The following is a 21361-nucleotide window of genomic DNA, read 5'->3' as shown; positions in this document are numbered from 1 at the left end:
TCCCACGCTCTGCGTGGGAATGCCGCCATGGACGCTCTGCGTCCGCTCTTGTGACGCAGAGCGTCACGGTATGCATTCCCACGCGGAGCATGGGAACGATCTGACTGGAGGTGACTATGAACTACTGGATCAGCGCCCTCGCCGACCTGCAAAATCGCGGTGAACCCTGCGTCCTCGTGACCATCATCGAAGAGCTCGGCTCCACGCCGCGCAACGCCGGCTCGAAAATGGTGATCAGTGCCACGCAAACCTTCGACACCATCGGCGGCGGGCACCTGGAATACAAGGCCATGCAGATCGCCCGCGACATGCTCGTGCGTGGCCAGCAGAACACCCATCTGGAGCGTTTCAGCCTCGGCGCCAGCCTGGGTCAGTGTTGCGGCGGCGTGACCGTGTTGCTGTTCGAACCCATGGGCCAGGTGCAGGCGCAGATCGCGGTGTTTGGCGCAGGCCACGTGGGCCGTGCGCTGGTGCCATTGCTGGCGAGCCTGCCGTGCCGGGTGCGCTGGATTGACTCGCGTGACCAGGAGTTTCCGGAACACATCCCGCAAGGCGTGCGAAAAATCGTCAGTGAAGAACCGGTGGACGAAATTGCCGACCTGCCGGCGGGCAGTTACTGCATCGTCATGACCCATAATCACGCACTGGACCTGGAACTCACCGCCGCCCTGCTCAAGCGCAACGACTTCACCTACTTCGGCCTGATCGGCTCCAAGACCAAACGCGTCAAGTTCGAACACCGCCTGCGCGATCGCGGCTTCGACGCCGCGCAACTGCAACGCATGCGCTGCCCCATGGGCCTCACCGAGGTGAAGGGCAAATTGCCGGTGGAGATCGCCATCTCCATCGCCGGCGAAATTATTGCCACCTATAACGCGAATTTCGGCCAGCACACCGCGAGCGCCGAACCCATTGCCAAACTGCTGCCGGCCTCGCGCCGCAGCCAAGCCATTTGAATTGAGACGAACATGCCTTTGACTCGCAAAGCCTACCGTGCCGCCATCCTGCACAGCATCGCCGACCCAGCTGAAGTGGGGATCGAAGCCTCCTACAAGTATTTCGAAGACGGCCTGCTGGTGATCGAAAACGGGCAGATCAGCGCGGTTGGCCATGCCGGCGATTTGCTGCCGACGCTGCCGGCCGACATTGACATCACCCATTATCAGGACGCGCTGATCACCCCAGGCTTGATCGATACCCACATTCACCTGCCGCAAACCGGCATGGTCGGCGCCTATGGCGAGCAGTTGCTGGACTGGCTGAACACCTACACCTTCCCGTGCGAAAGCCAGTTCGCCGACAAGGCCCACGCCGAGGAAGTCGCGGATATCTTCATCAAGGAACTGCTGCGCAACGGCACCACCACGGCGCTGGTGTTCGGCAGTGTGCACCCGCAGTCGGTGAATGCATTCTTCGAAGCCGCCGAGAAACTCGACCTGCGCATGATCGCCGGCAAGGTGATGATGGACCGCAACGCGCCGGACTACCTGACCGACACGGCTGAAAGCGGCTACCAGGAAAGCAAGGCGCTGATCGAGCGCTGGCATGGCAAGGGCCGCCTGCACTACGCGGTTACCCCGCGTTTCGCCCCAACCAGCACACCTGAGCAACTGGAACTCGCCGGGCAACTGCTGGGCGAATACCCGGACCTGTACATGCAGACTCACATCAGTGAGAACAAGCAGGAAGTCGAGTGGGTGAAGGAGTTGTTCCCGGAGCGCAAAGGCTACCTGGACGTGTACGACCACTACAAACTGCTGGGCGAACGCTCGGTATTTGCCCACGGCGTGCACCTGTGCGACGACGAATGCGCGCGGCTGGCCGAAACCGGCTCGGCGGTCGCGTTCTGCCCGACGTCGAACTTCTTCCTCGGCAGCGGCCTGTTCAACTTGCCGATGGCCGAGAAACACAAATTGAATGTCGGCCTGGGCACCGACGTGGGCGGCGGCACCAGTTTTTCGCTGCTGCAAACCCTGAATGAAGCCTACAAGGTCATGCAATTGCAGGGCGCGCGCTTGAGCCCGTTCAAGTCGCTGTACCTGGCGACGCTGGGCGGTGCGCGGGCGCTGCGTCTGGAAGACAAGGTCGGCACCTTGCAGCCGGGCACGGATGCGGACTTTTTGGTATTGGATTACAACGCCACGCCGCTTCTGAGCTACCGCTTGAAGCAGGCGAACAACATTGCCGAGACGTTGTTTGTACTGATGACGCTGGGGGATGACCGGACGGTGTTGCAGACCTATGCGGCGGGGCAACTCGTGCACCAGCGCTGATTCCGGCCACACCACAAAACAAATGTGGGAGCAGCTTGTTGTGGGAGCTGGCTTGCCTGCGATGCAAACACCTCGGTCTCTCAGTTAGACCAAGGTGATGCCATCGCAGGCAAGCCAGCTCCCACACAAGCCCAGCTCCCACATTTTTTATTGGGGTCAGAGTTTGATCGAAGAACGCCCCGGCTTCTTGGTCTGCAGCAAATGCGAGAACACCGCATGCAGATCATCCGACGCGCTCTCTTCATCGAGGTTGAGCTTGCTGTCGATGTGATCCATGTGATGCATCATCAAATTCACCGCCAGTGTCGCATCGCGCGCTTCGATCGCGTCGATCAACTGGGTGTGCTCATCGTAGGAGCAGTGCGAGCGGTTGCCGCTTTCGTACTGGGCGATGATCAATGAAGTCTGGGAAACCAGGCTGCGCTGGAAGCTGATCAACGGCGCATTCTTCGCCGCTTCGGCCAGCTTCAGGTGGAATTCGCCGGAAAGGCGGATGCCGGCACCACGATCGCCGCGCGAAAAGCTGTCGCGTTCGTCGTTGACCATCTGCCGCAACTCGGCCAGTTGCTCGGCGGTCGCGTGCTGCACCGCCAGCTCCGTGATCGCCCGCTCTACCAGCCGACGGGCCAGAAACACCTGGCGCGCTTCCTCCACGCTTGGGCTTGCTACCACCGCGCCACGGTTGGGCCGCAGCAGTACCACGCCTTCATGGGCCAGACGCGACAGCGCGCGACGGATAATGGTGCGGCTCACGCCGAAGATTTCGCCCAGTGCCTCTTCACTCAATTTGGTACCGGGTGCCAGGCGTTGTTCGAGGATCGCCTCGAAGATATGCGCATAGACGATATCGTCCTGGGTTCCGCTGCGACCAGCCTTGCCGGCTCGCGGTTGTTTCTTGAGAGGTTGCAACTGTTCGTTCATGGGCACTCGGGTTTGGAGAACGGCGGCGAATTAACGGTAATACGTCAACAACAGGTTGCTGGCAAGTATCACCTAAAAACAGGGCACATTGTACACAACCGAATGCGCCAACACACTGTACGGCTGTTTGCGGGCACGGCTGTATTGCAATGACTCGTTACGTTTGAGTTTAGGCTTGAATCCGCGCCCCTATCGGCAACTCCCCAGGTAAAAGGAACACCTCCCCATGACCGACGCCACTCAAGCGCCTTTGCGCCCACTGGCCGACACTTCTGCGTCGGCCGTCGTTGCCGGCTTTATCGCCATGATGACCGGTTACACCAGTTCCCTGGTGCTGATGTTCCAGGCCGGTCAGGCTGCCGGCTTGACCACGGCGCAGATTTCATCGTGGATCTGGGCGATTTCCATCGGCATGGCGGTGTGCAGCATCGGCCTGTCCCTGCGCTACCGCACGCCGATCACCATTGCCTGGTCCACGCCGGGCGCGGCGCTGTTGATCACCAGCCTGGGCGGCGTGAGTTACGGCGAAGCCATCGGCGCCTACATCACCTGCGCAGTGCTGGTGACGCTGTGCGGGCTGACCGGCAGCTTTGAAAAGCTGGTCAAGCGCATTCCGGCGTCATTGGCGGCAGCGCTGCTGGCGGGGATTCTGTTCAAGATCGGCAGCGAGATTTTCGTCGCCGCACAACACCGCACCGGCCTGGTGCTGGGGATGATTTTCACCTACCTGATCATCAAGCGCCTGTCGCCACGCTATGCGGTGCTGGCCGCACTGATCATCGGCACCCTGCTGTCCGGCATCATGGGGCTGCTGGATTTCAGCGGCTTTCACCTGGAAGTGGCGACGCCGGTGTGGACCACGCCGCACTTCTCGCTGGCGGCGACCATCAGCATCGGCATCCCGCTGTTCGTGGTGGCGATGACCTCGCAGAACATGCCCGGCGTTGCCGTGTTGCGCGCCGACGGCTACACCGTGCCGGCCTCACCGCTGATCACCGCCACCGGGTTGGCGTCGCTGGTGCTGGCGCCCTTCGGCTCCCACGGCATCAACCTGGCCGCCATCAGCGCGGCAATCTGCACCGGGCCCCACGCCCATGAAGACCGCAACAAGCGCTACACCGCAGCGGTGTGGTGCGGCGTGTTCTACGGCATTGCCGGCGTGTTTGGCGCAACGCTCGCAGCATTGTTCGCCGCCCTGCCCAAAGAGCTGGTGCTGTCGATTGCGGCCCTGGCGTTGTTTGGCTCGATCATCAATGGCCTGAGCATCGCCATGAATGAGCCGAAGGAACGGGAAGCGGCGCTGATCACTTTTATGGTCACTGCGTCAGGCTTGACGCTGTTTTCCATCGGGTCGGCGTTCTGGGGGATTGTGGCGGGGGTGTTGACGCTGCTGATACTGAACTGGCGCAAGGCATAAAAAAAGGCGACCCGAGGGTCGCCTTTTTTAACATCACTTGGCCGCGTTGATCGGCTTGTCCGGGTACCAGACGTCCAGCAATGGGCTGACTTCAGCGCTTTTCAGCTCGCTGCGGCCTTTGAGCCAGCTTTCAACAGCAGCACGCTGTTCTGCGCTGACCGAGCCACGCTTCTGCAGGCAAACCAGACCGTAGTCATCGCCGCCCACATAGCCGAGGCCATTGGCCTCCATCGCTTCTTTCAGGAATGCGTCGAGGAAAGCGTCAATAGCTTCTTCACTCAGGCCTTCGTTGAAGTCCAGGTTCAGTTCGAAACCCAGCTCTTGAAATTCATCAACGCACAGTTTTTTGCGCAGACGCTGGGAACGGTTAGTCGCCATGGAACAATCCTCTTAAGTAATAACGGGCGGCACTTTAGCAGTTTAAGGCGGCGATTGCCCGACTCTCTGGGACAGGCGGCACAATGCCTGTAAAAAAAACGCCCAATACCAGCTATCGTTCAGCTACAAGTGGATCCACCTTGGGGCATAATGCCGACACTTTCATGACTAATGAGGGATTTTCTTACACACCCCTCGCCTTTTTCACCCTTCTCAGCAGTAGGGTCTTATTCCTTATGATCAAATCCTTGCGTCCATTTTTGCTTGCCAGCGTTCTTCTGCCACTGGCCTTTTCCATCTCCGCCGCCCCCATCAACAACACCCTGCCGCCGAATGTTCAGCAGGCGCTTCAGAAAGCCAAGATTCCCAATACCTCACTGTCTCTGGTGATGCTGCCGCTCAACGGCCCCGGCACCCCAACCGTGTTCAACGCCGACGTCTCGGTGAACCCGGCCTCCACCATGAAGCTGGTCACCACGTACGCGGCCCTGGAAATGCTCGGCCCCAACCACCAGTGGAAAACCGAGTTCTACACCGACGGCACCCTCAGCGGTGGCGTGTTGCACGGCAACCTGTACCTCAAGGGCGGCGGCGACCCCAAGCTGAACATGGAAAAGCTCTGGCTGCTGATGCGTGACCTGCGTGCCAACGGCGTGCAGCAAGTCACCGGCGACTTGGTACTCGACCGCAGTTTCTTCAACCAGCCGCAACTGCCCGAATTCAACGACGACGGCAACGACGAGAACAAGCCGTTCCTGGTCAAGCCGGATGCCCTGCTGGTTAACCTCAAGGCCCTGCGTTTCGTCACGCGCAATGATTCGGGCCGGGTCATCGTGTCGGTGGAACCGCCGATTGCGAGCATTCGTATCGACAACCAGGTGAAAGTCTCAAACGCCAAGCAATGCACGGGCGACGTGCGCTACAGCCCGGTGACCGCCGCCGATGGCAGCGTGACCGTGACCGTCAGCGGCCAATTGGCCGACGGCTGCAGTTCGCAGACTTATCTGTCGCTGCTGGACCACGCCACCTACACCGCCGGCGCCGTGCGCGCTATCTGGCAGGAATTGGGCGGGACCATCCAGGGCCGTGACATCCAGGCACCTGTACCGAAAGACGCGAAGGTGCTGGCCCGTGCGTTCTCGCCGGACCTGGCGGAAATCATCCGCGACATCAACAAATTCAGTAACAACACCATGGCCCAGCAGCTGTTCCTGAGCCTGGGCGCGCAGTTCCGCAACGATGCCGACGGCGACGACGCCAGGGCCGCGCAACGTGTGGTGCGCCAGTGGCTGGCGAAGAAAGGCATCACCGCGCCGCACCTGGTCATGGAGAACGGCTCCGGCCTGTCCCGCGCCGAACGGGTCAGCGCCCGCGAGATGGCGGCCATGCTGCAGGCCGCGTGGAAAGGCCCGTACGCCGCGGAATACATCAGCTCGCTGCCGATTGCCGGTACCGATGGCACCATGCGCAAACGCTTGAAAACCACCGCCATGCGCGGTGAGGCCCACGTCAAGACCGGCACCTTGAACACCGTGCGCGCCATCGCCGGTTTCAGTCGCGACAACAACGGCAACTCGTGGGTGGTGGTAGCGATCCTCAACGACTCGAAACCGTGGGGTGCATCGTCAGTGCTGGATCAGGTGCTGCTGGACCTGTATCGCCAGCCCAAAGCCGTAGCAGCCGCCCCGGTCCTCTAGGCAACACGCAATCCCCTGTGGGAGCGGGCTTGCTCGCGAAAGCGGTGAATCAGTCAACACATCTGAGACTGACACTCCGTATTCGCGGGCAAGCCCGCTCCCACATTGTTGTCACGCGTCGATATTCAGGCGCTTAGCCGTTCAGCCTCCACCCGGTCCCGGCCTGCCTGCTTGGCCACATACACGGCCGAGTCCGCGCGCAGTAACAGCCCGTCAATGCCCTCATCGAGCCGCCAACTGGCCACACCAAAGCTGGCGGTCACCACCCCTACCGCGTCCATCGGCGCACTGCGCAATGACTGCCACAATTCCAGGGCCACGCTGTAAGCCTGGTCGGCGTCGGTGTTGGGGCACAGCACCACAAATTCTTCGCCGCCCAAACGGCAGAACACATCGGTGCGCCGCAGGCGCTGGCCAATGCGCTTGCACACTTCCTGCAACACTCCGTCGCCCACACCGTGACCGTGCTGGTCATTGATGCGCTTGAAGTGATCGATATCGAGCATGATCAGCGACAACGCACCCGAGGTGCGATTGAGCCGCAGCATTTCGGCCTTGAGCCGGTCCTGGAAATAGCGGCGGTTGTGAATGCCCGTCAGCGCGTCGGTGATCGACAACGCGCGCAGCTCCTCTTCAACCCGTTTGAGGTCGGAAATGTCCGACACATATCCGTGCCAAAGCGTCCCCCCACCCGCCAACTCTTCCGGCGTGGCTTCACCGCGAATCCAGCGCAGGCCCCGGTGCGGCAGCAGCACGCGGTATTCTTCGCGCCAATGGCTCAATTGCAGCGCCGACAGGCGAATCGACGCCCGCACCCGCTCGGCGTCCTGCGGGTGAATGCGCTCGAAGACCTTGTTCGCATCCTGCTGCAACACGGCAGGTTCGATTTCATAGATGTCGCGTATGCCATCGCTGGCATAGATGAAACGCCAGTTGTCCTGAGGCTCCAGGGTGAACTGGAAAATCCCGCCGGGAACATGGGAACTGAGTTTTTTCAGCAGCCGGTCGCGCACGGCCAGCGCTTCGTAGGCGCGCTTTTGTTCGGTAACGTCCAGGTAAATCGCCAGGTGCCCGATCCACAGGCCGTGGTCATCCAGCAATACCGTCCCGAGCATATTGACGGTCAGCGGGCTGTTGTCCTGACGCAGCAACGTCCACTCGCGGGCTTCGTGCAAATTATCCGGGCTCTCCACCAGCATGGCCTGGCTCGGCGGGATTCGCTTGCCCAGTGCCACACTCAAATTCGCGGCGCGCGCTTCAAGCTCGGTGGCCAGGTGCAGACTTTCCAGGGTCATGCGCCCCAGCACCTGTTCGGACTTGAAGCCCAGCATCTGCTCGGCGCCCGCATTGAAGGTGTTGATGACGCCACGCAGGTCAGTGGCAATGATCGCAACCTGGGTGGCGGCATTCAGCACACTGCGCAATTGCCCGTGCGCGCCGCGCAACTCCTGCTCACGCTGGCGCAACTGAACGGTGCGTTGGTCCACCAGTTTCAACGCCCGCTGGCGCTGACTGACCAACACGTACAGCAACGCGCTGAGCAACAGGCTGAGAAGCCCGCCCATGGTCAGGATGGTGCTCATCGAGGAGTGATTGGCCTGGTCGAACACCTGGCTGGTGCGCACGGTCAGCGCATAAACGTGGTCACCAAGGGTGAGGCGACGCGCCGCCGTGAGGTCGCTTTTGCCCACGGCATTGCTGGATGCGTACAGCACGCGTTGCTGGGTGTCGGAGGTGTCGACAATCTGCATCACCAGGTTGTCGCGGTTGGGTTTGGGCAAACCGTCAGCCACCAGCTGGCGCATGCTGATTACCGCCATCACAAACCCATAGGGCTCGGCTTCCGGGGCCTTGCTGACGGGAGACACCAACAGCACCCCGGCAGCATAAGCCGGCTCCACGCCCACCAATTGCATCGGTTGGGACACCGCCGGCTTGCCGGTTTTTTGCGCGCGCTCAAGGGCCGAGCGTCGCAGCGGTTGAGCCAGCAGGTCAAAACCCAGGGGCGAACCGAGCAGGCTTTGGGTCTGGCTGTAGAGCACCGGCACGTATTCATCACGCTCGGAAGCCGGCGCCAGTTCACCCGCCGAGTTGAGTTCACGGATGGCAAACGGCACACCGCGCTGGCGGGAGATTTCCTGCTCAAACTGGCTGCGCTGGTCCCGATAAATCCGCGGCGCCCACGCATAAGCCCTGGCGCGCAACAGCAACGGCTGAGCGAAACCGTCGAACTCGGCACGGGACACATCACTGGAGTTGATGAAGAAACGGCGCAGGCTTCCCAGGCGCTGCTCCTGGTCCTCAAAACGTTCTTGCAGCCGGGTGTAGCGCTCGTTGACCAGCAACTGGAAACGCTGACGCACCTGTTGTTGATAAAGGTCGGCAGCCGCCCACGCGATGATCACCGTCAGCGCGCCACCTGCCAATAACACCACCAATGCCACCAGCCAAGCCGACGCCTGCTCACTGATAAAGCCAAGGATTTTCGGGCGGACGGCTTGTAACGGCATAGGCAACACTCACAACGCCAGCGTGCGGGGGTGTCACTTTGGCTAGGCTTTCAATTATAGCCACAGGCATTGTGTTTGACCAGCGCAAAAAAGCCGCAAGCCTCGAATAATCAAGGCTTGCGGCTTTTTTGTACCAACTTGGTGCAGTGATCAGCGCGCGGTGATTTTCCACGCCCGGTGAATCTTCGCGTTACGGGCGAAATCCGGGTCGATGGTCTTGTCGCTGATTTCCTCCACCGCATAACGTTCGCTGAGGTTGTCCTCCAGCGCGAACTTGCGGAAGTTGTTCGAGAAGTACAACACGCCGCCCGGCGCCAGGCGTGCCATGGCCAGGTCAAGCAACTGCACATGGTCGCGCTGCACGTCGAAGATGCCTTCCATGCGCTTGGAATTGGAGAAGGTCGGCGGGTCGATGAAGATCAAGTCGAACTCATCGCGGCTGGCCTCCAGCCACGCCATCACATCACCCTGCTCCAGACGGTTCTTGTCGGAGAAACCGTTGAGGGAGAAGTTGCGACGCGCCCAGTCCAGATAGGTCTTGGACAGGTCGACGCTGGTAGTGCTGCGCGCACCGCCCTTGGCCGCGTGCACACTCGCCGTGGCGGTGTAGCAGTACAGGTTGAGGAAGCGCTTGCCGGCCGCTTCTTTCTGGATGCGCAGGCGCATCGGGCGGTGGTCGAGGAACAGGCCGGTGTCCAGGTAATCGGTGAGGTTGACGAGCAACTTCACGCCGCCTTCGCTGACCTCGGTGAACTTGCCCTGGGCGCTCTGACGCTCGTATTGCTTGGTGCCGCTCTGACGTTCGCGACGCTTGACCACCACGCGGCTCTTGTCGATGTTCAGCGCCTGGGGAATGGCCGCCAGGGCATCGAACATGCGCGCGGAGGCTTTTTCCGGGTCGATGGATTTGGGCGCGGCGTACTCCTGCACGTGGACCCAGTCGTGGTACAGGTCGATGGCCATGGAGTATTCCGGCATGTCGGCGTCGTACACGCGGTAGCAATCCACGCCTTCACGTTTGGCCCACTTGCCCAGCAGTTTGAGATTCTTCTGCAGGCGGTTGGCGAACATCTGCCCGCCTTCGCTCAGACGCGCCTGTTCAACCACAGGCGCCGGTGCCGGTTTGATCGGGTTGCCGTTCTTGTTGTACTGACGTTCTTGCGGCTCGGTCGGGGCCTGGTCATAAGCGGCTTGCTCGCGCTCGGCCTGTCGTTGTTCCGGAGTGCGACGCTCGCCGGTGACGAACTGGTCCGGGTTGACCTTGATCAGCAGCAACTTGCACGGCAACGCGCCGTTCCAGAACGAATACTGCTTGTGGCTGCGGATACCCATGCGCTTGCCCAGGTCCGGCGCGCCGGTAAACACCGCCGCTTCCCAGCCCATGCACGCCTGGCGCAAACGCTCGCCGAGGTTCTGGTAGAGGTACAACAGGCTGGCTTCGTCACCCAAACGCTCGCCGTATGGCGGGTTGCAGATGACCAGGCCTTTCTGATTCTGGTCCGGGCGCGGCTCGAAGGTGCCGACTTCGCCCTGGTACACCTTGATCCAGTGGCTCAGGCCGGCACGTTCGATGTTGTTGCGCGCGGGCTGGATCAAACGCGGGTCGGCTTCGTAGCCACGGATCCACAGCGGCGGCTTGTTCATGCCGATGGCGGCACGTTCTGCGGCCTCGGCGTGCAGTTTTTTCCACAGCGCCGGGACGTGGCCGAGCCAGGTGGTGAAGCCCCACAGTTCACGGTTGAGGTTGGGGGCCATGTCGGAGGCGATCATCGCGCCTTCTACCAGGAAGGTCCCCACACCGCACATCGGGTCGCTCAGCGCGCCGCCTTCGGCAGCAATGCGCGGCCAGCCGGCACGGATCAAAATGGCAGCCGCCAGGTTTTCCTTCAACGGTGCCGCGCCCTGCTGCAGGCGGTAGCCGCGCTGGTGCAGGCTGTGGCCGGACAGGTCGAGAGAAAGGATGGCTTCGCCGCGGTCCAGGCGCAGGTGAATGCGCAGGTCCGGGTTGATCTTGTCGATGGACGGGCGCTCGCCGGTCGGCGTGCGCAGTTTGTCGACGATGGCGTCCTTGACCTTCAGCGCGCCGAAGTGAGTGTTGTCGATGCCCGAGCCGTGACCGCTGAATTCCACGGCCAAGGTGCCATCGGGAACCATGTGGTCGGCCCAGTCGATGTCCAGCACGCCATGGTACAGGTCTTCGGCGTCCTTCATCGGGAAGCGCTTGAGCACCAGCAACACGCGGTTGGCCAGGCGCGACCAGAGGCAGAGGCGGTAGGCGGTTTCCATGTCGGCCATGCCGCGCACGGCCGAGGTGTGCTCGCGAGCGTCCTCAAGGCCAAGCCCGACGGCTTCCTCGATCAGCAGGCCTTCGAGGCCCTTGGGGCAGGTGAGGAAGAGTTCAAAACGGTCCGACATGGGGCATTCCAGGCTTTTCAGCAATAAGTGAACGGGCGACGCATCGCCGGCTCGGTTTTTTATCAAGCACTTTTCTCGAAGAGTGCCCGCGTGGCACACATGTGCCGTTCCACCTCGTCTTCAGGGCATTTGGCCCATTGATTGTCGAAGCAGATAAAGAATGTGTAGCAACAAAAAGAAATATTCCGACCCTTCGTCGAATAATAACCGACTGCATCGGGCGGGCATTCTCACTAAAGGATTAAACCCATCCTCTTTGCAGGGCACATCATAGCTGGGTTTGCCTTTTAAATGGGGCGAAAAGCCATCCCAGCTTATGGCTATAGCATCACTATCGTTACGTGCTTATGACAAAACGATCATTGAATCCATGTGACCTATTGGTTAGAACTCAACACAGGTCGATGCCGTAACGACGTCGACACATTGGCTCGCCACGCCGGCAGCGAGCCCACCAACGGCAGAAAAACTCTGCCCGACCTCCCCCGGGGTCGAAGGATATCTAGACAGTCAACAAGTGAGGGAAACACCCTATGAGAAGACTTAAGCGTGATCCGTTGGAAAGAGCATTTTTACGCGGATATCAATATGGCGTTCATGGTAAATCCCGTGAGCTTTGCCCATTTACTCTACCGTCGGTACGCCAAGCCTGGATCAACGGCTGGCGAGAAGGACGCGGCGACAACTGGGACGGTATGACTGGCACTGCGGGCATCCACAGACTCAACGAACTTCACGCCGTCGGCTAATCAAGGGCATTTAATTCCGACACCACCACGAATCTGCAACGACTTAACCACGCGCGCCCCATCCGGGCGGCGGGCTTCGGCCCAGGGGCTCCTTCACGGAGCCCTTTTTATTGGGCTCAAGCTTTCGGCAGAGCGGCGATCGCATCCACCGATTCGCGAATCAGCGCCGGGCCTTTGTAGATGAAGCCCGAATACAACTGCACCAGGCTGGCACCTGCGGCGATCTTCTCGGCCGCGTGCTTGCCCTCGGTAATGCCGCCCACGGCGATGATCGGCAGGCGCCCCGCCAGCTCGGCAGCCAACACCTTGACGATATGCGTGCTTTTGTCCCGCACCGGCGCGCCCGACAGCCCGCCCGCCTCGTCACCATGAGCCAACCCTTCAACGCCGACACGGCTGAGGGTGGTATTGGTGGCGATGACTGCATCCATACCCGAATCCACCAGCGCCTGAGCCACCAGCACGGTCTCTTCGTCACTCATGTCCGGAGCAATCTTGATCGCCAACGGCACACGCTTGCCGTGGCGCACCGCCAGGTCTTCCTGACGCTGGCGCAGGGCTTCGAGCAATTGCTTGAGAGAGTCGCCAAATTGCAGGCTGCGCAGCCCCGGGGTATTGGGCGAGCTGACGTTGACGGTGACATAGCTGGCGTGGGCGTAGACCTTGTCCAGGCAAATCAAATAGTCATCCACTGCATTCTCGACCGGCGTATCGAAGTTCTTGCCGATGTTGATGCCCAGAATGCCCTTGTATTTGGCTGCCTGAACCCGCGACAGCAGGTGGTCAACGCCCAGGTTGTTGAAGCCCATGCGGTTGATGATGGCCTGCGCCTCAGGCAAACGGAAGATACGCGGCTTGGGGTTGCCGGGCTGCGGACGTGGCGTCACGGTGCCGATTTCGACAAAGCCAAAACCCAATTGCGCAAAACCGTCGATGGCCGCGCCGTTCTTGTCCAGGCCGGCAGCCAGACCGACAGGGTTGGGAAAATCAAGCCCCATCACCGACACCGGCATTTTCGCCGGAGCCTTGCATACCAGGCCATTGAGCCCCAGGCGGCCACCGGCACCGATCAGGTCCAGGGACAGATCGTGGGAGGTTTCCGGAGAGAGTTTGAACAACAGCTGGCGGGCCAGGGTATACATGGGCGGGCTAGACTCGGTTGGCGGCAAAAGGTGGCGCCGATTATAGCCGGGCTGGCGCCTCGGGTGCGAGGCGTGCCGCCCAATCGTCAACGCCGTTGCGCCACCAATGCTTCATACCGCGCCCAGATTTTTTCTGCGTAACGCAAGCGCAACGCCTCACGCTCGGGGGCCGCACCTGCGTTGTAGGAACCGACGGCGGTCCAGTTGTAACCGAAACGCTGGATGAACTCGGCAAGAATCGATGCGCCGACTTCTATCGACAAACAAGGCTCACTCATCAGCCGCTGCTCGGTAATCCCCAGTTTGGCCAGGCGTGGCAGATGCATGCTGTTGATCTGCATCAGGCCGATGTCCCTGGAGCCGTCGCTATTGGAGGCGTTCATCGCATCGGCGCGATAACCCGACTCCACGGCGGCGATGGCCTGTAATAACTCGGGCTCGATGTCGTATCGGCGAGCCACTTCATCCCAGCAACCCGCCCAGGCCTGACCGGCGCCCACCAGCACGGCAAACATCAGGCAGTTGTTCAGGCGCCTAATCATGTTTCACCTGGCCACAGCTCAGGCAAACGTGCTGTACCCCCTCCCCGCCTGCCAATCGACGTCCGTGCGGCTCAACGCTCACGGCACAGGTAAAGCGATAGCCCCTGCCATAGATGGTTTTGATAAATCCCTTGTCCGCCTTCAGGTGCTTGCGCAACGCATAAATACAGCGAGTGAGCGACTCTTCGGCCACATCCCCATGGGGCCACGCCATCTCAAGCAAGCGATCCTTGGTCATCAGCGCCCCTTCGGAGGCCAGCAGCAGCCGCAGCACATGCCATTCTTTGGGCGGTAACTGAATGTCCACACCTTCGCCGGTCAGCCGGCCATCACCCTGCAAAGTCCACCCGGCAAAAAACCGTGAGGCCGTTGGCCGATCACTGTCGATGGTCATACACACCTCTGCATCCGACTACTGACATTGAATTCCTAGTTTCCAAAAACGGCCGATACGCCAATACGGCGACTATAAAAACCTGTGCGCGGGGCAACGTTAGGAAAAAGCCGACGTGAATAAGGCTTGTGGCAGGTAATGCGTAGGATTTGTCCACCTAACGACAACGAACTCATTCCAGCGCCGGGGCTTCGCGGTTTTCCCGTACAAATGCACGCTGCACGCGCTCGTACTGGCTTGGGGTCAAGGGCGGGGGGCCAATAGCCCCAGCCAACATCCTGGGTTCATTTCCTGTTGCTCGTGCCTGGATGACAAACAGGCGCACCTCGCCTCGTCGGCTGCCCATGCGCTCCTCGCCTTCGCGCCGGAAACCACCGACCCAAAGACGCCGCCCCTGAGCCAACCGGACGACCGTGCTGACCGTTACCCGCCCTACCGTCGCCGCCAAGTCGGGTTGGGGCTTGCCTACCATCTGCCGGTCATCTTCAAGGTTCAGTTGCATTTCTATTTGATTCGCTTGTGCAAAGCGCGGCAGCACACTGGCTTGGGTGCCATAACGCACAGGCTGCCAATCACCGCCCTCGCCCGGACGCCCGGGCAGGTAAAAGGTGTGGTTATCCTGAAAAACCGCCGGCACATTTTCCTGAGTGAGAATCACCGGAAACGCGACAATACTGGCCTTGCGCCGACGCTCCAGCGCAGTGAATTGCGCCATCAAGCGATTGTCTTCCAAAGGTTCGGCCACATGGGTCGACGGCGTCGCAGGGCTGCCCTCCCGGGCCCACGCCACATCCATTTTCTGCAGTTCGTGACGGTCCACATCCACCCGCCACAGCGCCACTTCGATCGCGCGCTTGGGCTTGTCAAGCTCCGCCACCAAGTCCTCAAGTGCCTTGACCTGTGCAGGTTTGCCCTTGATCAACAAGCTGTTGGAATCCGGGTAGGGGATCACCACCAGGCTTTTGTCAGCCAAGGGACTATGGGGAGGCTTCGTTTCATTCTTCTGCTCGATCGCCAGCACCGTTTCGATCATCGAGGCCATGCCCGGCACGTTGACCTTCTCGTCACCCATTGCGTACTGACGGTCTGCCACATAGGTATTGAACACCTGCACCACCCCGAAGGTTTGTGCACCCACGCGAACTTCCGAACGCGGCTTGTCCATCAGTTGAGCCAGGTGCAACACCTGATCCACATAATTGGGTGGGCCCGTCACATAAAAGGTGCGCCCGCCGCTCTCCCGGAGCGGATAGCGCGATTCATCCAGCCCCGAGCGTCGCATCAAGGTGCGCAGCCTGTCGGCCGAGATATGCCGCAACGTCACCGCAGAGCTTTTTGCCTCGGCGGCGTCGTACACATAAAAGGCCCGCCCGTCGCTGTACCAGATCAGCCCTCGCTGCGCGGCTACCCGTTCAAAAACCTGCTGCGCCACATCCAGATCGAACGTTCCGGAAACGCGCTTGCGCGCCACCTCGCGGCTGACCACCACGGGCAACCCCAGGGGTGCCGACAACGCGGTAAACAACGTATGCAAACTTTCATCCCGCGCCTGATAGGTATCGGCCAGGGCGCCAATGCTGGCGGCCATCAACATCAGGCACAGCAACCATCGGTACAACCGATGGCAACTCATCATGGCCGGGGAATCAATCGACACCGTGGGGTTCCTGGCAGGCTGGCGTAAAGAGGTCGCCATACTGAGAGGCGGTCGGCTTTCAATCTTGATGGAAAGCTGACGGCGGACCGCGCCTTTCGGCCCATGGCATGTGCCTTGCTAACGACTCTTTATCAGAGCGCGCGCCAACGTCGGAACGCGCTGACGGACAAAGGCGTCGCTACCTGCAATGGCTCGCATCGCCATCTGAAGGAGCGACGTTTTTTTTGAGCGAAAAGGTAGGTGTTGATGAACGATTCGGTCGGCAACAGCCCGGTGAACAATCCGCTGGCCTGGGTAAACGGCAGCGATGGCCCGGAAAAAAGCAGCCTCGACCTTGGCTTCATGGCCCTGACCGATTGCGCCTCGCTGGTGGTTGCCGCCACCCAGGGCTTTGCCCAGCCCTATGGCCTGACGCTCAACCTCAAACGCCAATCCTCCTGGGCCAACCTGCGCGACAAACTGGTCAACGGTGAACTGGACGCCGCCCACAGCCTGTATGGGCTGATCTACGCCGTGCACCTGGGCATCGGCGGCGTCGCGCCGATCGACATGGCCGTATTGATGGGGCTCAATCAAAATGGCCAGAGCATCAACCTGTCCCACGGTTTGCAACAACAAGGGGTGATCACTCCTGAGGCGCTGGACCACCACGTGCACCAAAGCCGAACAAAACTGACTTTCGCCCAGACATTTCCCACAGGCACTCACGCCATGTGGCTGTACTACTGGCTGGCAAGCCAAGGCATTCATCCATTGCAGGATGTAAACAGCGTGGTCGTACCACCGCCGCAGATGGTCGCGCACCTGCAAGCCGGGCGTATTGACGGTTTCTGTGTGGGTGAACCGTGGTGCGCCAGTGCGGTGAAACAGAACCAGGGCTTTACGTTGGCCACGACTCAGGCGATCTGGCCCAACCATCCTGAAAAAGTCCTCGGCTGCACCCAGGCCTTCGTCGACCAATACCCCAATACTGCCCGCATACTGATCATGGCGATCCTGGAGGCCAGCCGTTTTATAGAAGAAAGCCAGGAAAACCGTCGTTCTACAGCACAACTGCTCAGCGCCCGCGATTACCTTGACGCGCCGCTGGACTGTATCGAGCCTCGCCTGCTGGGCACTTATGAGGACGGGCTGGGCAACCGCTGGCAAGACCCTCACGCCCTGCGCTTTTTTGCTGAGGGCGAAGTGAACCTGCCCTATGTGTCCGACGGCATGTGGTTCATGACTCAATTTCGACGTTGGGGCCTGTTGCGCGAAGACCCGGACTACCTCGGTATTGCCCGTCAAGTGCAACAGCTTGAGCTGTACCGCCAGGCAGCCGGTGCTGTGGGCGTGCAGGCCAGCAAAGAAGACCTGCGCAGCAGCCAATTGATCGACGGCAAAGTCTGGGACGGCGCCGCCCCCGCCGCCTACGCCCGCAGCTTCCGCCTGCACGCCATGGCCGATGACACCGGCCTTCAGGCCTTGCGCTGACAGGAGAACGGATATGTTACGAATCCTGTTGATCGACGACACCCCGCGCAAGGTCGGCCGCCTCAGGGCTGCGCTGATTGAAGCCGGTTTCGAGGTGATCGACGAGTCCGGCCTGACCATCGACCTGCCCGCGCGCGTCGAAACGGTGCGCCCGGACGTGATCCTGATCGATACCGAGTCACCCGGGCGCGATGTGATGGAGCAAGTGGTGCTGGTCAGCCGCGACCAACCCCGGGCCATCGTGATGTTTACCGACGAGCACGACCCGAACGTCATGCGCCAGGCGATCAAGTCCGGCGTCAGTGCCTACATTGTCGAGGGCATTCAGGCCCAGCGCCTGCAGCCGATTCTCGACGTGGCCATGGCGCGCTTCGAGAGCGACCAGGCCCTGCGCGCTCAGTTGCAGGCCCGCGACCAGCAGCTCGCCGAGCGCAAACGCATCGAGCTGGCCAAGGGCATGCTGATGAAAATGAAGCATTGCAATGAGGAAGAGGCCTACACCTTGATGCGCCGCCAGGCCATGAGCCGCCAGCAGAAACTGATCCAGGTGGCGGAGCAGATTATCGCCATGAGCGAGTTGCTCGGCTGATCTGGCTCAGCTCTTGCTAAGCATTCATCACAGGTAACCAACGGCGGTTGCCCCTCCACGACAAAGACGTCGCCCATCCGGTTTGCCCTCGCGAACCCGGTGGCGGCGTTTTTTCGTTTTGGCCCCAGTGCATGGGGCCGGTGGGGCGGCCTGCTACGGGTTGCTCCATCACTTGGCCTTCTGACAAGACCCCAACCGTTGAGGTGCGTGATGAAATCAAGCTTCTGGAAATCCGGGCACACCCCGACCCTGTTTGCCGCGTTCCTGTATTTCGACCTGAGTTTCATGGTCTGGTACCTGCTGGGCCCCTTGGCGGTACAGATTGCCGCCGACCTGCACCTGACCACCCAGCAGCGTGGCCTGGTCGTGGCGACGCCAATCCTGGCAGGCGCGGTGCTGCGCTTTCTGATGGGTATGCTGGCCGACAAGCTGTCACCCAAAACCGCCGGGCTGATCGGCCAGGCGATTGTCATCGCAGCGCTGTTGGGCGCCTGGAAGCTCGGCATTCACAGCTATGAACAAGCATTGTTGCTGGGTGTGTTCCTGGGCATGGCCGGTGCATCCTTTGCGGTCGCCCTGCCGCTCGCGTCCCAGTGGTACCCGGCTGAACATCAAGGCAAAGCCATGGGCATCGCCGGCGCCGGCAACTCCGGCACTGTGTTTGCTGCCTTGCTGGCACCGGTGCTGGCCGCCGCGTTTGGCTGGAGCAACGTGTTCGGCTTTGCGCTGATTCCACTGGTGATCACGCTGATCGTCTTCGCCTGGCTCGCACGCAATGCGCCGCAGCGCCCGAAAGCCAAGTCCATGGCTGACTACTTCAAAGCCTTGGGCGACCGCGACAGCTGGTGGTTCATGTTCTTCTACAGCGTGACCTTCGGCGGTTTCATCGGCCTGGCCAGCGCCCTGCCCGGCTACTTCAACGACCAATATGGCCTGAGCCCTGTGACTGCCGGCTACTACACCGCCGCCTGCGTGTTCGGCGGCAGCCTGATGCGCCCGCTGGGTGGCGCGCTGGCCGACCGTTTCGGCGGTATTCGTACCTTGCTCGCCATGTACAGCGTGGCGGCCATCTGCATCGCGGCGGTGGGATTCAACCTGCCCAGTTCCTACGCGGCATTGGCTCTTTTCGTCTGCACGATGCTAGGCCTTGGCGCAGGAAACGGCGCAGTGTTCCAGCTGGTGCCCCAGCGCTTTCGCCGTGAAATCGGCGTGATGACCGGCCTGATCGGCATGGCAGGCGGCATCGGTGGTTTTGCGCTGGCGGCCGGCATGGGCGCAATCAAGCAAAGCACCGGCAGCTACCAGATGGCCTTGTGGTTGTTCGCCAGCCTTGGCGTGCTGGCCTGGTTCGGCCTGCATGGCGTCAAACGTCGCTGGAGAACCACCTGGGGCTCGGCTGCCGTGACTGCCGCCCGCGTCTGATGAGCCTGCAACTGAGCATCGCTCAGGCCAGCGCCATTGGGCCTCGAGCGGAAAATCAGGACGCACTGCGGGTGGTCACCCCCGTGGCGGAATTGGCCGCGAGCAAAGGCTATTTGTGCGCATTGGCCGACGGCGTGAGCCAATGCGCCGATGGCGGCCTGGCTGCGCGCTCGACCCTGCAGGCGCTGGCCCTGGACTATTACGCCACGCCGCAAACCTGGGGCGTGGCCCAGGCACTCGAACGGCTGCTGCTCGCACAAAACCGTTGGCTGCAGGCCAACGGCGGTGGCCAGCCGCTGCTGACGACCCTCAGCGCACTGGTGTTTCGCGGCCAGCGTTTTACCCTCGCCCATGTGGGCGATTGCCGGGTGTACCGCTGGTTTGACGACGAGCTGCAGCGCATCACCGAGGATCACGTGTGGGAGCAACCGGGCATGCAACACGTGCTCAAGCGCGCCCTCGGCCTCGATCAGCACCTCGTGCTGGACTTCATGGACGGCGAGTTGCGCGAGGGCGAATGTTTCCTGCTGCTCACCGACGGCGTGTGGGCCACCCTGGGCGAACACAGCATTCGCGCGATCCTGCGCGAGCAAACGGACCTGGATGTGGCGGTCAACACACTGGTCAATGCCGCGCACCTGGCCGGCAGCCTGGACAACGCCAGCGCGCTGCTGGTGCGCATCGACCAGCTCGGCGCGGCCACTCTCGGCGATGCGCTGGTGCAGTTGCAGCAATGGCCATTGCCGCCGCCCCTCAAACCCGGCCAGCGCTTTGAAGGCTGGCAGGTCGAATGCCTGCTCTCGCAGAGCCGGCAGTCCATTGTGTACCGGGTGCGTGATACCCAGCAGCAAGCCTGGCTGCTGAAAACCTTGCCCCTTCACCGCGACGATGACAGCGACGCCGGCCAGGCCTTGTTATCGGAGGAGTGGTTTCTGCGGCGGGTGGCCGGGCGTGCGTTTCCTGAAGTGCACGCCGCCGCCGGTCGTCAGCATTTGTACTACGTGATGCGCGAATATTCCGGGCAAACCCTGGCAGAGCTGTTCAAGCAACAAGGCCCGTTGCCCCTGGCGCAATGGCAGTCCATCGCCGAGCGCTTGCTGCGGGCGGTGGGCATGCTGCATCGACGGCAGATCCTGCATCGCGACATCAAGCCGGAAAACCTGTTGCTGGGCGACGACGGCGAACTGCGCGTGCTGGACTTTGGCCTGGCCTATTGCCCGGGACTCTCCGAGGACCGCGCCCACCTGCTGCCCGGCACACCCAGTTTTATCGCACCTGAGGCGTTCGGTGGTGAGCGGCCTACACCACAGCAGGATTTGTATGGCGTAGGCGTAACCTTGTATTACCTGCTGACCGGTCACTATCCCTACGGTGAAATCGAAGCCTTCCAGCGACCGCGGTTCACCTTGCCTGTCAGCGCCAGTCGCTATCGTCCCGACTTGCCGGATTGGTTACCGCTCAGCCTGGAAAAGGCGGTGGCCGCGCAACCCGCGCAACGTTATGAAACCGCCGAAGAATGGTTATTGGTGCTGGAGCAGGCCGACCGCCATGAACTGAGCGTGCGGCCCCGGCCCTTGCTGGAGCGTGAACCGTTGAAGGTCTGGCAAACCCTGGCGATGGCCTCCTTGTTGATCAATCTGGTGCTTTTGTACTGGCTGCTGCACCACTAAAGCGCGCAATGCAGCCACGCGCCGGGCGCAAGCCCAATAAAACCGGGCGCCACCCGACTTGGCACAAGCGCTGCATTGGTTAATCCAACACCCCACATATAGCCGCCCCTTC

17 protein-coding genes are annotated in these 21361 nt (G+C 61.2%); 9 read left to right on the top strand and 8 right to left on the bottom strand.

Going from position 1 to position 21361, the window contains the following annotated elements:
• Positions 1 to 116: 116 nt before the first annotated feature.
• On the top strand, positions 117 to 956 hold the full coding sequence (xdhC, locus tag ATI14_RS15630; RefSeq protein ID WP_016973195.1) for a xanthine dehydrogenase accessory protein XdhC: 840 nt from the start codon (positions 117 to 119) through the stop codon (positions 954 to 956).
• 12 nt (positions 957 to 968) lie between these two features.
• Positions 969 to 2273, top strand: coding sequence for a guanine deaminase (gene guaD / locus ATI14_RS15625; protein WP_080519952.1), 1305 nt, complete (start codon positions 969 to 971; stop codon positions 2271 to 2273).
• 156 nt (positions 2274 to 2429) lie between these two features.
• Here guaD and ATI14_RS15620 read toward each other — a convergent pair whose 3' ends face one another.
• Positions 2430 to 3194: a GntR family transcriptional regulator gene (locus ATI14_RS15620; protein ID WP_016973197.1), complete on the bottom strand. Its 765-nt coding sequence runs from the start codon at positions 3192 to 3194 to the stop codon at positions 2430 to 2432.
• Between the two features lie 226 nt (positions 3195 to 3420).
• Here ATI14_RS15620 and ATI14_RS15615 point away from each other — a divergent pair, with 226 nt between their 5' ends.
• Entirely contained in the window at positions 3421 to 4611 is a 1191-nt protein-coding gene (locus tag ATI14_RS15615) for a benzoate/H(+) symporter BenE family transporter (protein ID WP_080519951.1), read from the top strand.
• Between the two features lie 33 nt (positions 4612 to 4644).
• Here ATI14_RS15615 and ATI14_RS15610 read toward each other — a convergent pair whose 3' ends face one another.
• Entirely contained in the window at positions 4645 to 4989 is a 345-nt protein-coding gene (locus ATI14_RS15610) for a YggL family protein (RefSeq protein WP_016973199.1), read from the bottom strand.
• Between the two features lie 236 nt (positions 4990 to 5225).
• On the opposite strand from ATI14_RS15610, the gene dacB reads away from it, so the two are divergent.
• Positions 5226 to 6686, top strand: a complete 1461-nt coding sequence (gene dacB, locus ATI14_RS15605) for a D-alanyl-D-alanine carboxypeptidase/D-alanyl-D-alanine endopeptidase (RefSeq protein ID WP_016973200.1) — start codon at positions 5226 to 5228, stop codon at positions 6684 to 6686.
• A 125-nt stretch (positions 6687 to 6811) separates the two neighbouring features.
• On the opposite strand, the gene ATI14_RS15600 is transcribed toward dacB, so the two are convergent.
• Positions 6812 to 9196, bottom strand: a complete 2385-nt coding sequence (locus ATI14_RS15600; protein WP_016973201.1) for a sensor domain-containing diguanylate cyclase — start codon at positions 9194 to 9196, stop codon at positions 6812 to 6814.
• 150 nt (positions 9197 to 9346) lie between these two features.
• Complete coding sequence (rlmKL, locus tag ATI14_RS15595; protein WP_016973577.1) at positions 9347 to 11611, bottom strand: bifunctional 23S rRNA (guanine(2069)-N(7))-methyltransferase RlmK/23S rRNA (guanine(2445)-N(2))-methyltransferase RlmL; 2265 nt, start codon at positions 11609 to 11611, stop codon at positions 9347 to 9349.
• 533 nt (positions 11612 to 12144) lie between these two features.
• Between rlmKL and rmf the strand changes: the two genes are divergently transcribed.
• Positions 12145 to 12360 (top strand): ribosome modulation factor, encoded by a 216-nt coding sequence (gene rmf / locus ATI14_RS15590; RefSeq protein ID WP_002553055.1) that lies wholly within the window; start codon positions 12145 to 12147, stop codon positions 12358 to 12360.
• A 116-nt stretch (positions 12361 to 12476) separates the two neighbouring features.
• Here the strand turns inward: rmf and ATI14_RS15585 are convergent, their stop codons facing one another.
• The 4 genes from ATI14_RS15585 to sctC all read right to left on the bottom strand — a co-directional run bounded on the left by ATI14_RS15585 (position 12477) and on the right by sctC (position 16095).
• The gene (locus tag ATI14_RS15585; RefSeq protein ID WP_016973578.1) at positions 12477 to 13502 is read right to left on the bottom strand and encodes a quinone-dependent dihydroorotate dehydrogenase; all 1026 of its coding nucleotides are present in this window, start codon (positions 13500 to 13502) and stop codon (positions 12477 to 12479) included.
• An 86-nt stretch (positions 13503 to 13588) separates the two neighbouring features.
• Entirely contained in the window at positions 13589 to 14044 is a 456-nt protein-coding gene (locus tag ATI14_RS15580) for a transglycosylase SLT domain-containing protein (protein ID WP_016973579.1), read from the bottom strand.
• Positions 14037 to 14438 carry a winged helix-turn-helix domain-containing protein gene (locus tag ATI14_RS15575; protein ID WP_016973580.1) on the bottom strand — a complete coding sequence of 134 codons (402 nt, stop codon included), beginning with the start codon at positions 14436 to 14438 and terminating at the stop codon, positions 14037 to 14039. Before ATI14_RS15575 ends, ATI14_RS15580 begins: the two co-directional genes overlap by 8 nt.
• Before the next feature lie 172 nt (positions 14439 to 14610).
• Positions 14611 to 16095, bottom strand: coding sequence for a type III secretion system outer membrane ring subunit SctC (sctC, locus tag ATI14_RS15570; protein WP_080519950.1), 1485 nt, complete (start codon positions 16093 to 16095; stop codon positions 14611 to 14613).
• A gap of 246 nt (positions 16096 to 16341) precedes the next feature.
• Here sctC and ATI14_RS15565 point away from each other — a divergent pair, with 246 nt between their 5' ends.
• From ATI14_RS15565 to ATI14_RS15550, 4 genes are all read left to right on the top strand, one after another.
• Positions 16342 to 17568, top strand: a complete 1227-nt coding sequence (locus tag ATI14_RS15565) for a CmpA/NrtA family ABC transporter substrate-binding protein (protein ID WP_016973582.1) — start codon at positions 16342 to 16344, stop codon at positions 17566 to 17568.
• 13 nt (positions 17569 to 17581) lie between these two features.
• Positions 17582 to 18157 (top strand): ANTAR domain-containing response regulator, encoded by a 576-nt coding sequence (locus ATI14_RS15560; RefSeq protein ID WP_016973583.1) that lies wholly within the window; start codon positions 17582 to 17584, stop codon positions 18155 to 18157.
• A gap of 210 nt (positions 18158 to 18367) precedes the next feature.
• Positions 18368 to 19579: a nitrate/nitrite transporter gene (locus ATI14_RS15555; RefSeq protein ID WP_016973584.1), complete on the top strand. Its 1212-nt coding sequence runs from the start codon at positions 18368 to 18370 to the stop codon at positions 19577 to 19579.
• Positions 19579 to 21249, top strand: coding sequence for a bifunctional protein-serine/threonine kinase/phosphatase (locus ATI14_RS15550; RefSeq protein ID WP_016973585.1), 1671 nt, complete (start codon positions 19579 to 19581; stop codon positions 21247 to 21249). The genes ATI14_RS15555 and ATI14_RS15550 overlap by 1 nt, the downstream gene beginning before the upstream one ends.
• The last annotated feature ends 112 nt before the right edge of the window (positions 21250 to 21361 follow it).

The organism is Pseudomonas tolaasii NCPPB 2192 (genome assembly GCF_002813445.1).
In the GTDB taxonomy this organism is placed as follows: domain Bacteria; phylum Pseudomonadota; class Gammaproteobacteria; order Pseudomonadales; family Pseudomonadaceae; genus Aquipseudomonas; species Aquipseudomonas tolaasii.
The sequence above is the reverse complement of the archived record's forward strand: the minus strand, read 5'-3'. Positions and strand labels throughout refer to the sequence as shown.

Bases quoted from the DNA above. Each gene is read 5' to 3' on its own strand.
- xdhC (WP_016973195.1), top strand. From the start codon at position 117: ATGAACTACTGGATCAGCGCCCTCGCCGACCTGCAAAATCGCGGTGAA.
- guaD (WP_080519952.1), top strand. From the start codon at position 969: ATGCCTTTGACTCGCAAAGCCTACCGTGCCGCCATCCTGCACAGCATC.
- ATI14_RS15620 (WP_016973197.1), bottom strand. From the start codon at position 3,194: ATGAACGAACAGTTGCAACCTCTCAAGAAACAACCGCGAGCCGGCAAG.
- ATI14_RS15615 (WP_080519951.1), top strand. From the start codon at position 3,421: ATGACCGACGCCACTCAAGCGCCTTTGCGCCCACTGGCCGACACTTCT.
- ATI14_RS15610 (WP_016973199.1), bottom strand. From the start codon at position 4,989: ATGGCGACTAACCGTTCCCAGCGTCTGCGCAAAAAACTGTGCGTTGAT.
- dacB (WP_016973200.1), top strand. From the start codon at position 5,226: ATGATCAAATCCTTGCGTCCATTTTTGCTTGCCAGCGTTCTTCTGCCA.
- ATI14_RS15600 (WP_016973201.1), bottom strand. From the start codon at position 9,196: ATGCCGTTACAAGCCGTCCGCCCGAAAATCCTTGGCTTTATCAGTGAG.
- rlmKL (WP_016973577.1), bottom strand. From the start codon at position 11,611: ATGTCGGACCGTTTTGAACTCTTCCTCACCTGCCCCAAGGGCCTCGAA.
- rmf (WP_002553055.1), top strand. From the start codon at position 12,145: ATGAGAAGACTTAAGCGTGATCCGTTGGAAAGAGCATTTTTACGCGGA.
- ATI14_RS15585 (WP_016973578.1), bottom strand. From the start codon at position 13,502: ATGTATACCCTGGCCCGCCAGCTGTTGTTCAAACTCTCTCCGGAAACC.
- ATI14_RS15580 (WP_016973579.1), bottom strand. From the start codon at position 14,044: ATGATTAGGCGCCTGAACAACTGCCTGATGTTTGCCGTGCTGGTGGGC.
- ATI14_RS15575 (WP_016973580.1), bottom strand. From the start codon at position 14,438: ATGACCATCGACAGTGATCGGCCAACGGCCTCACGGTTTTTTGCCGGG.
- ATI14_RS15565 (WP_016973582.1), top strand. From the start codon at position 16,342: ATGAACGATTCGGTCGGCAACAGCCCGGTGAACAATCCGCTGGCCTGG.
- ATI14_RS15560 (WP_016973583.1), top strand. From the start codon at position 17,582: ATGTTACGAATCCTGTTGATCGACGACACCCCGCGCAAGGTCGGCCGC.
- ATI14_RS15555 (WP_016973584.1), top strand. From the start codon at position 18,368: ATGAAATCAAGCTTCTGGAAATCCGGGCACACCCCGACCCTGTTTGCC.
- ATI14_RS15550 (WP_016973585.1), top strand. From the start codon at position 19,579: ATGAGCCTGCAACTGAGCATCGCTCAGGCCAGCGCCATTGGGCCTCGA.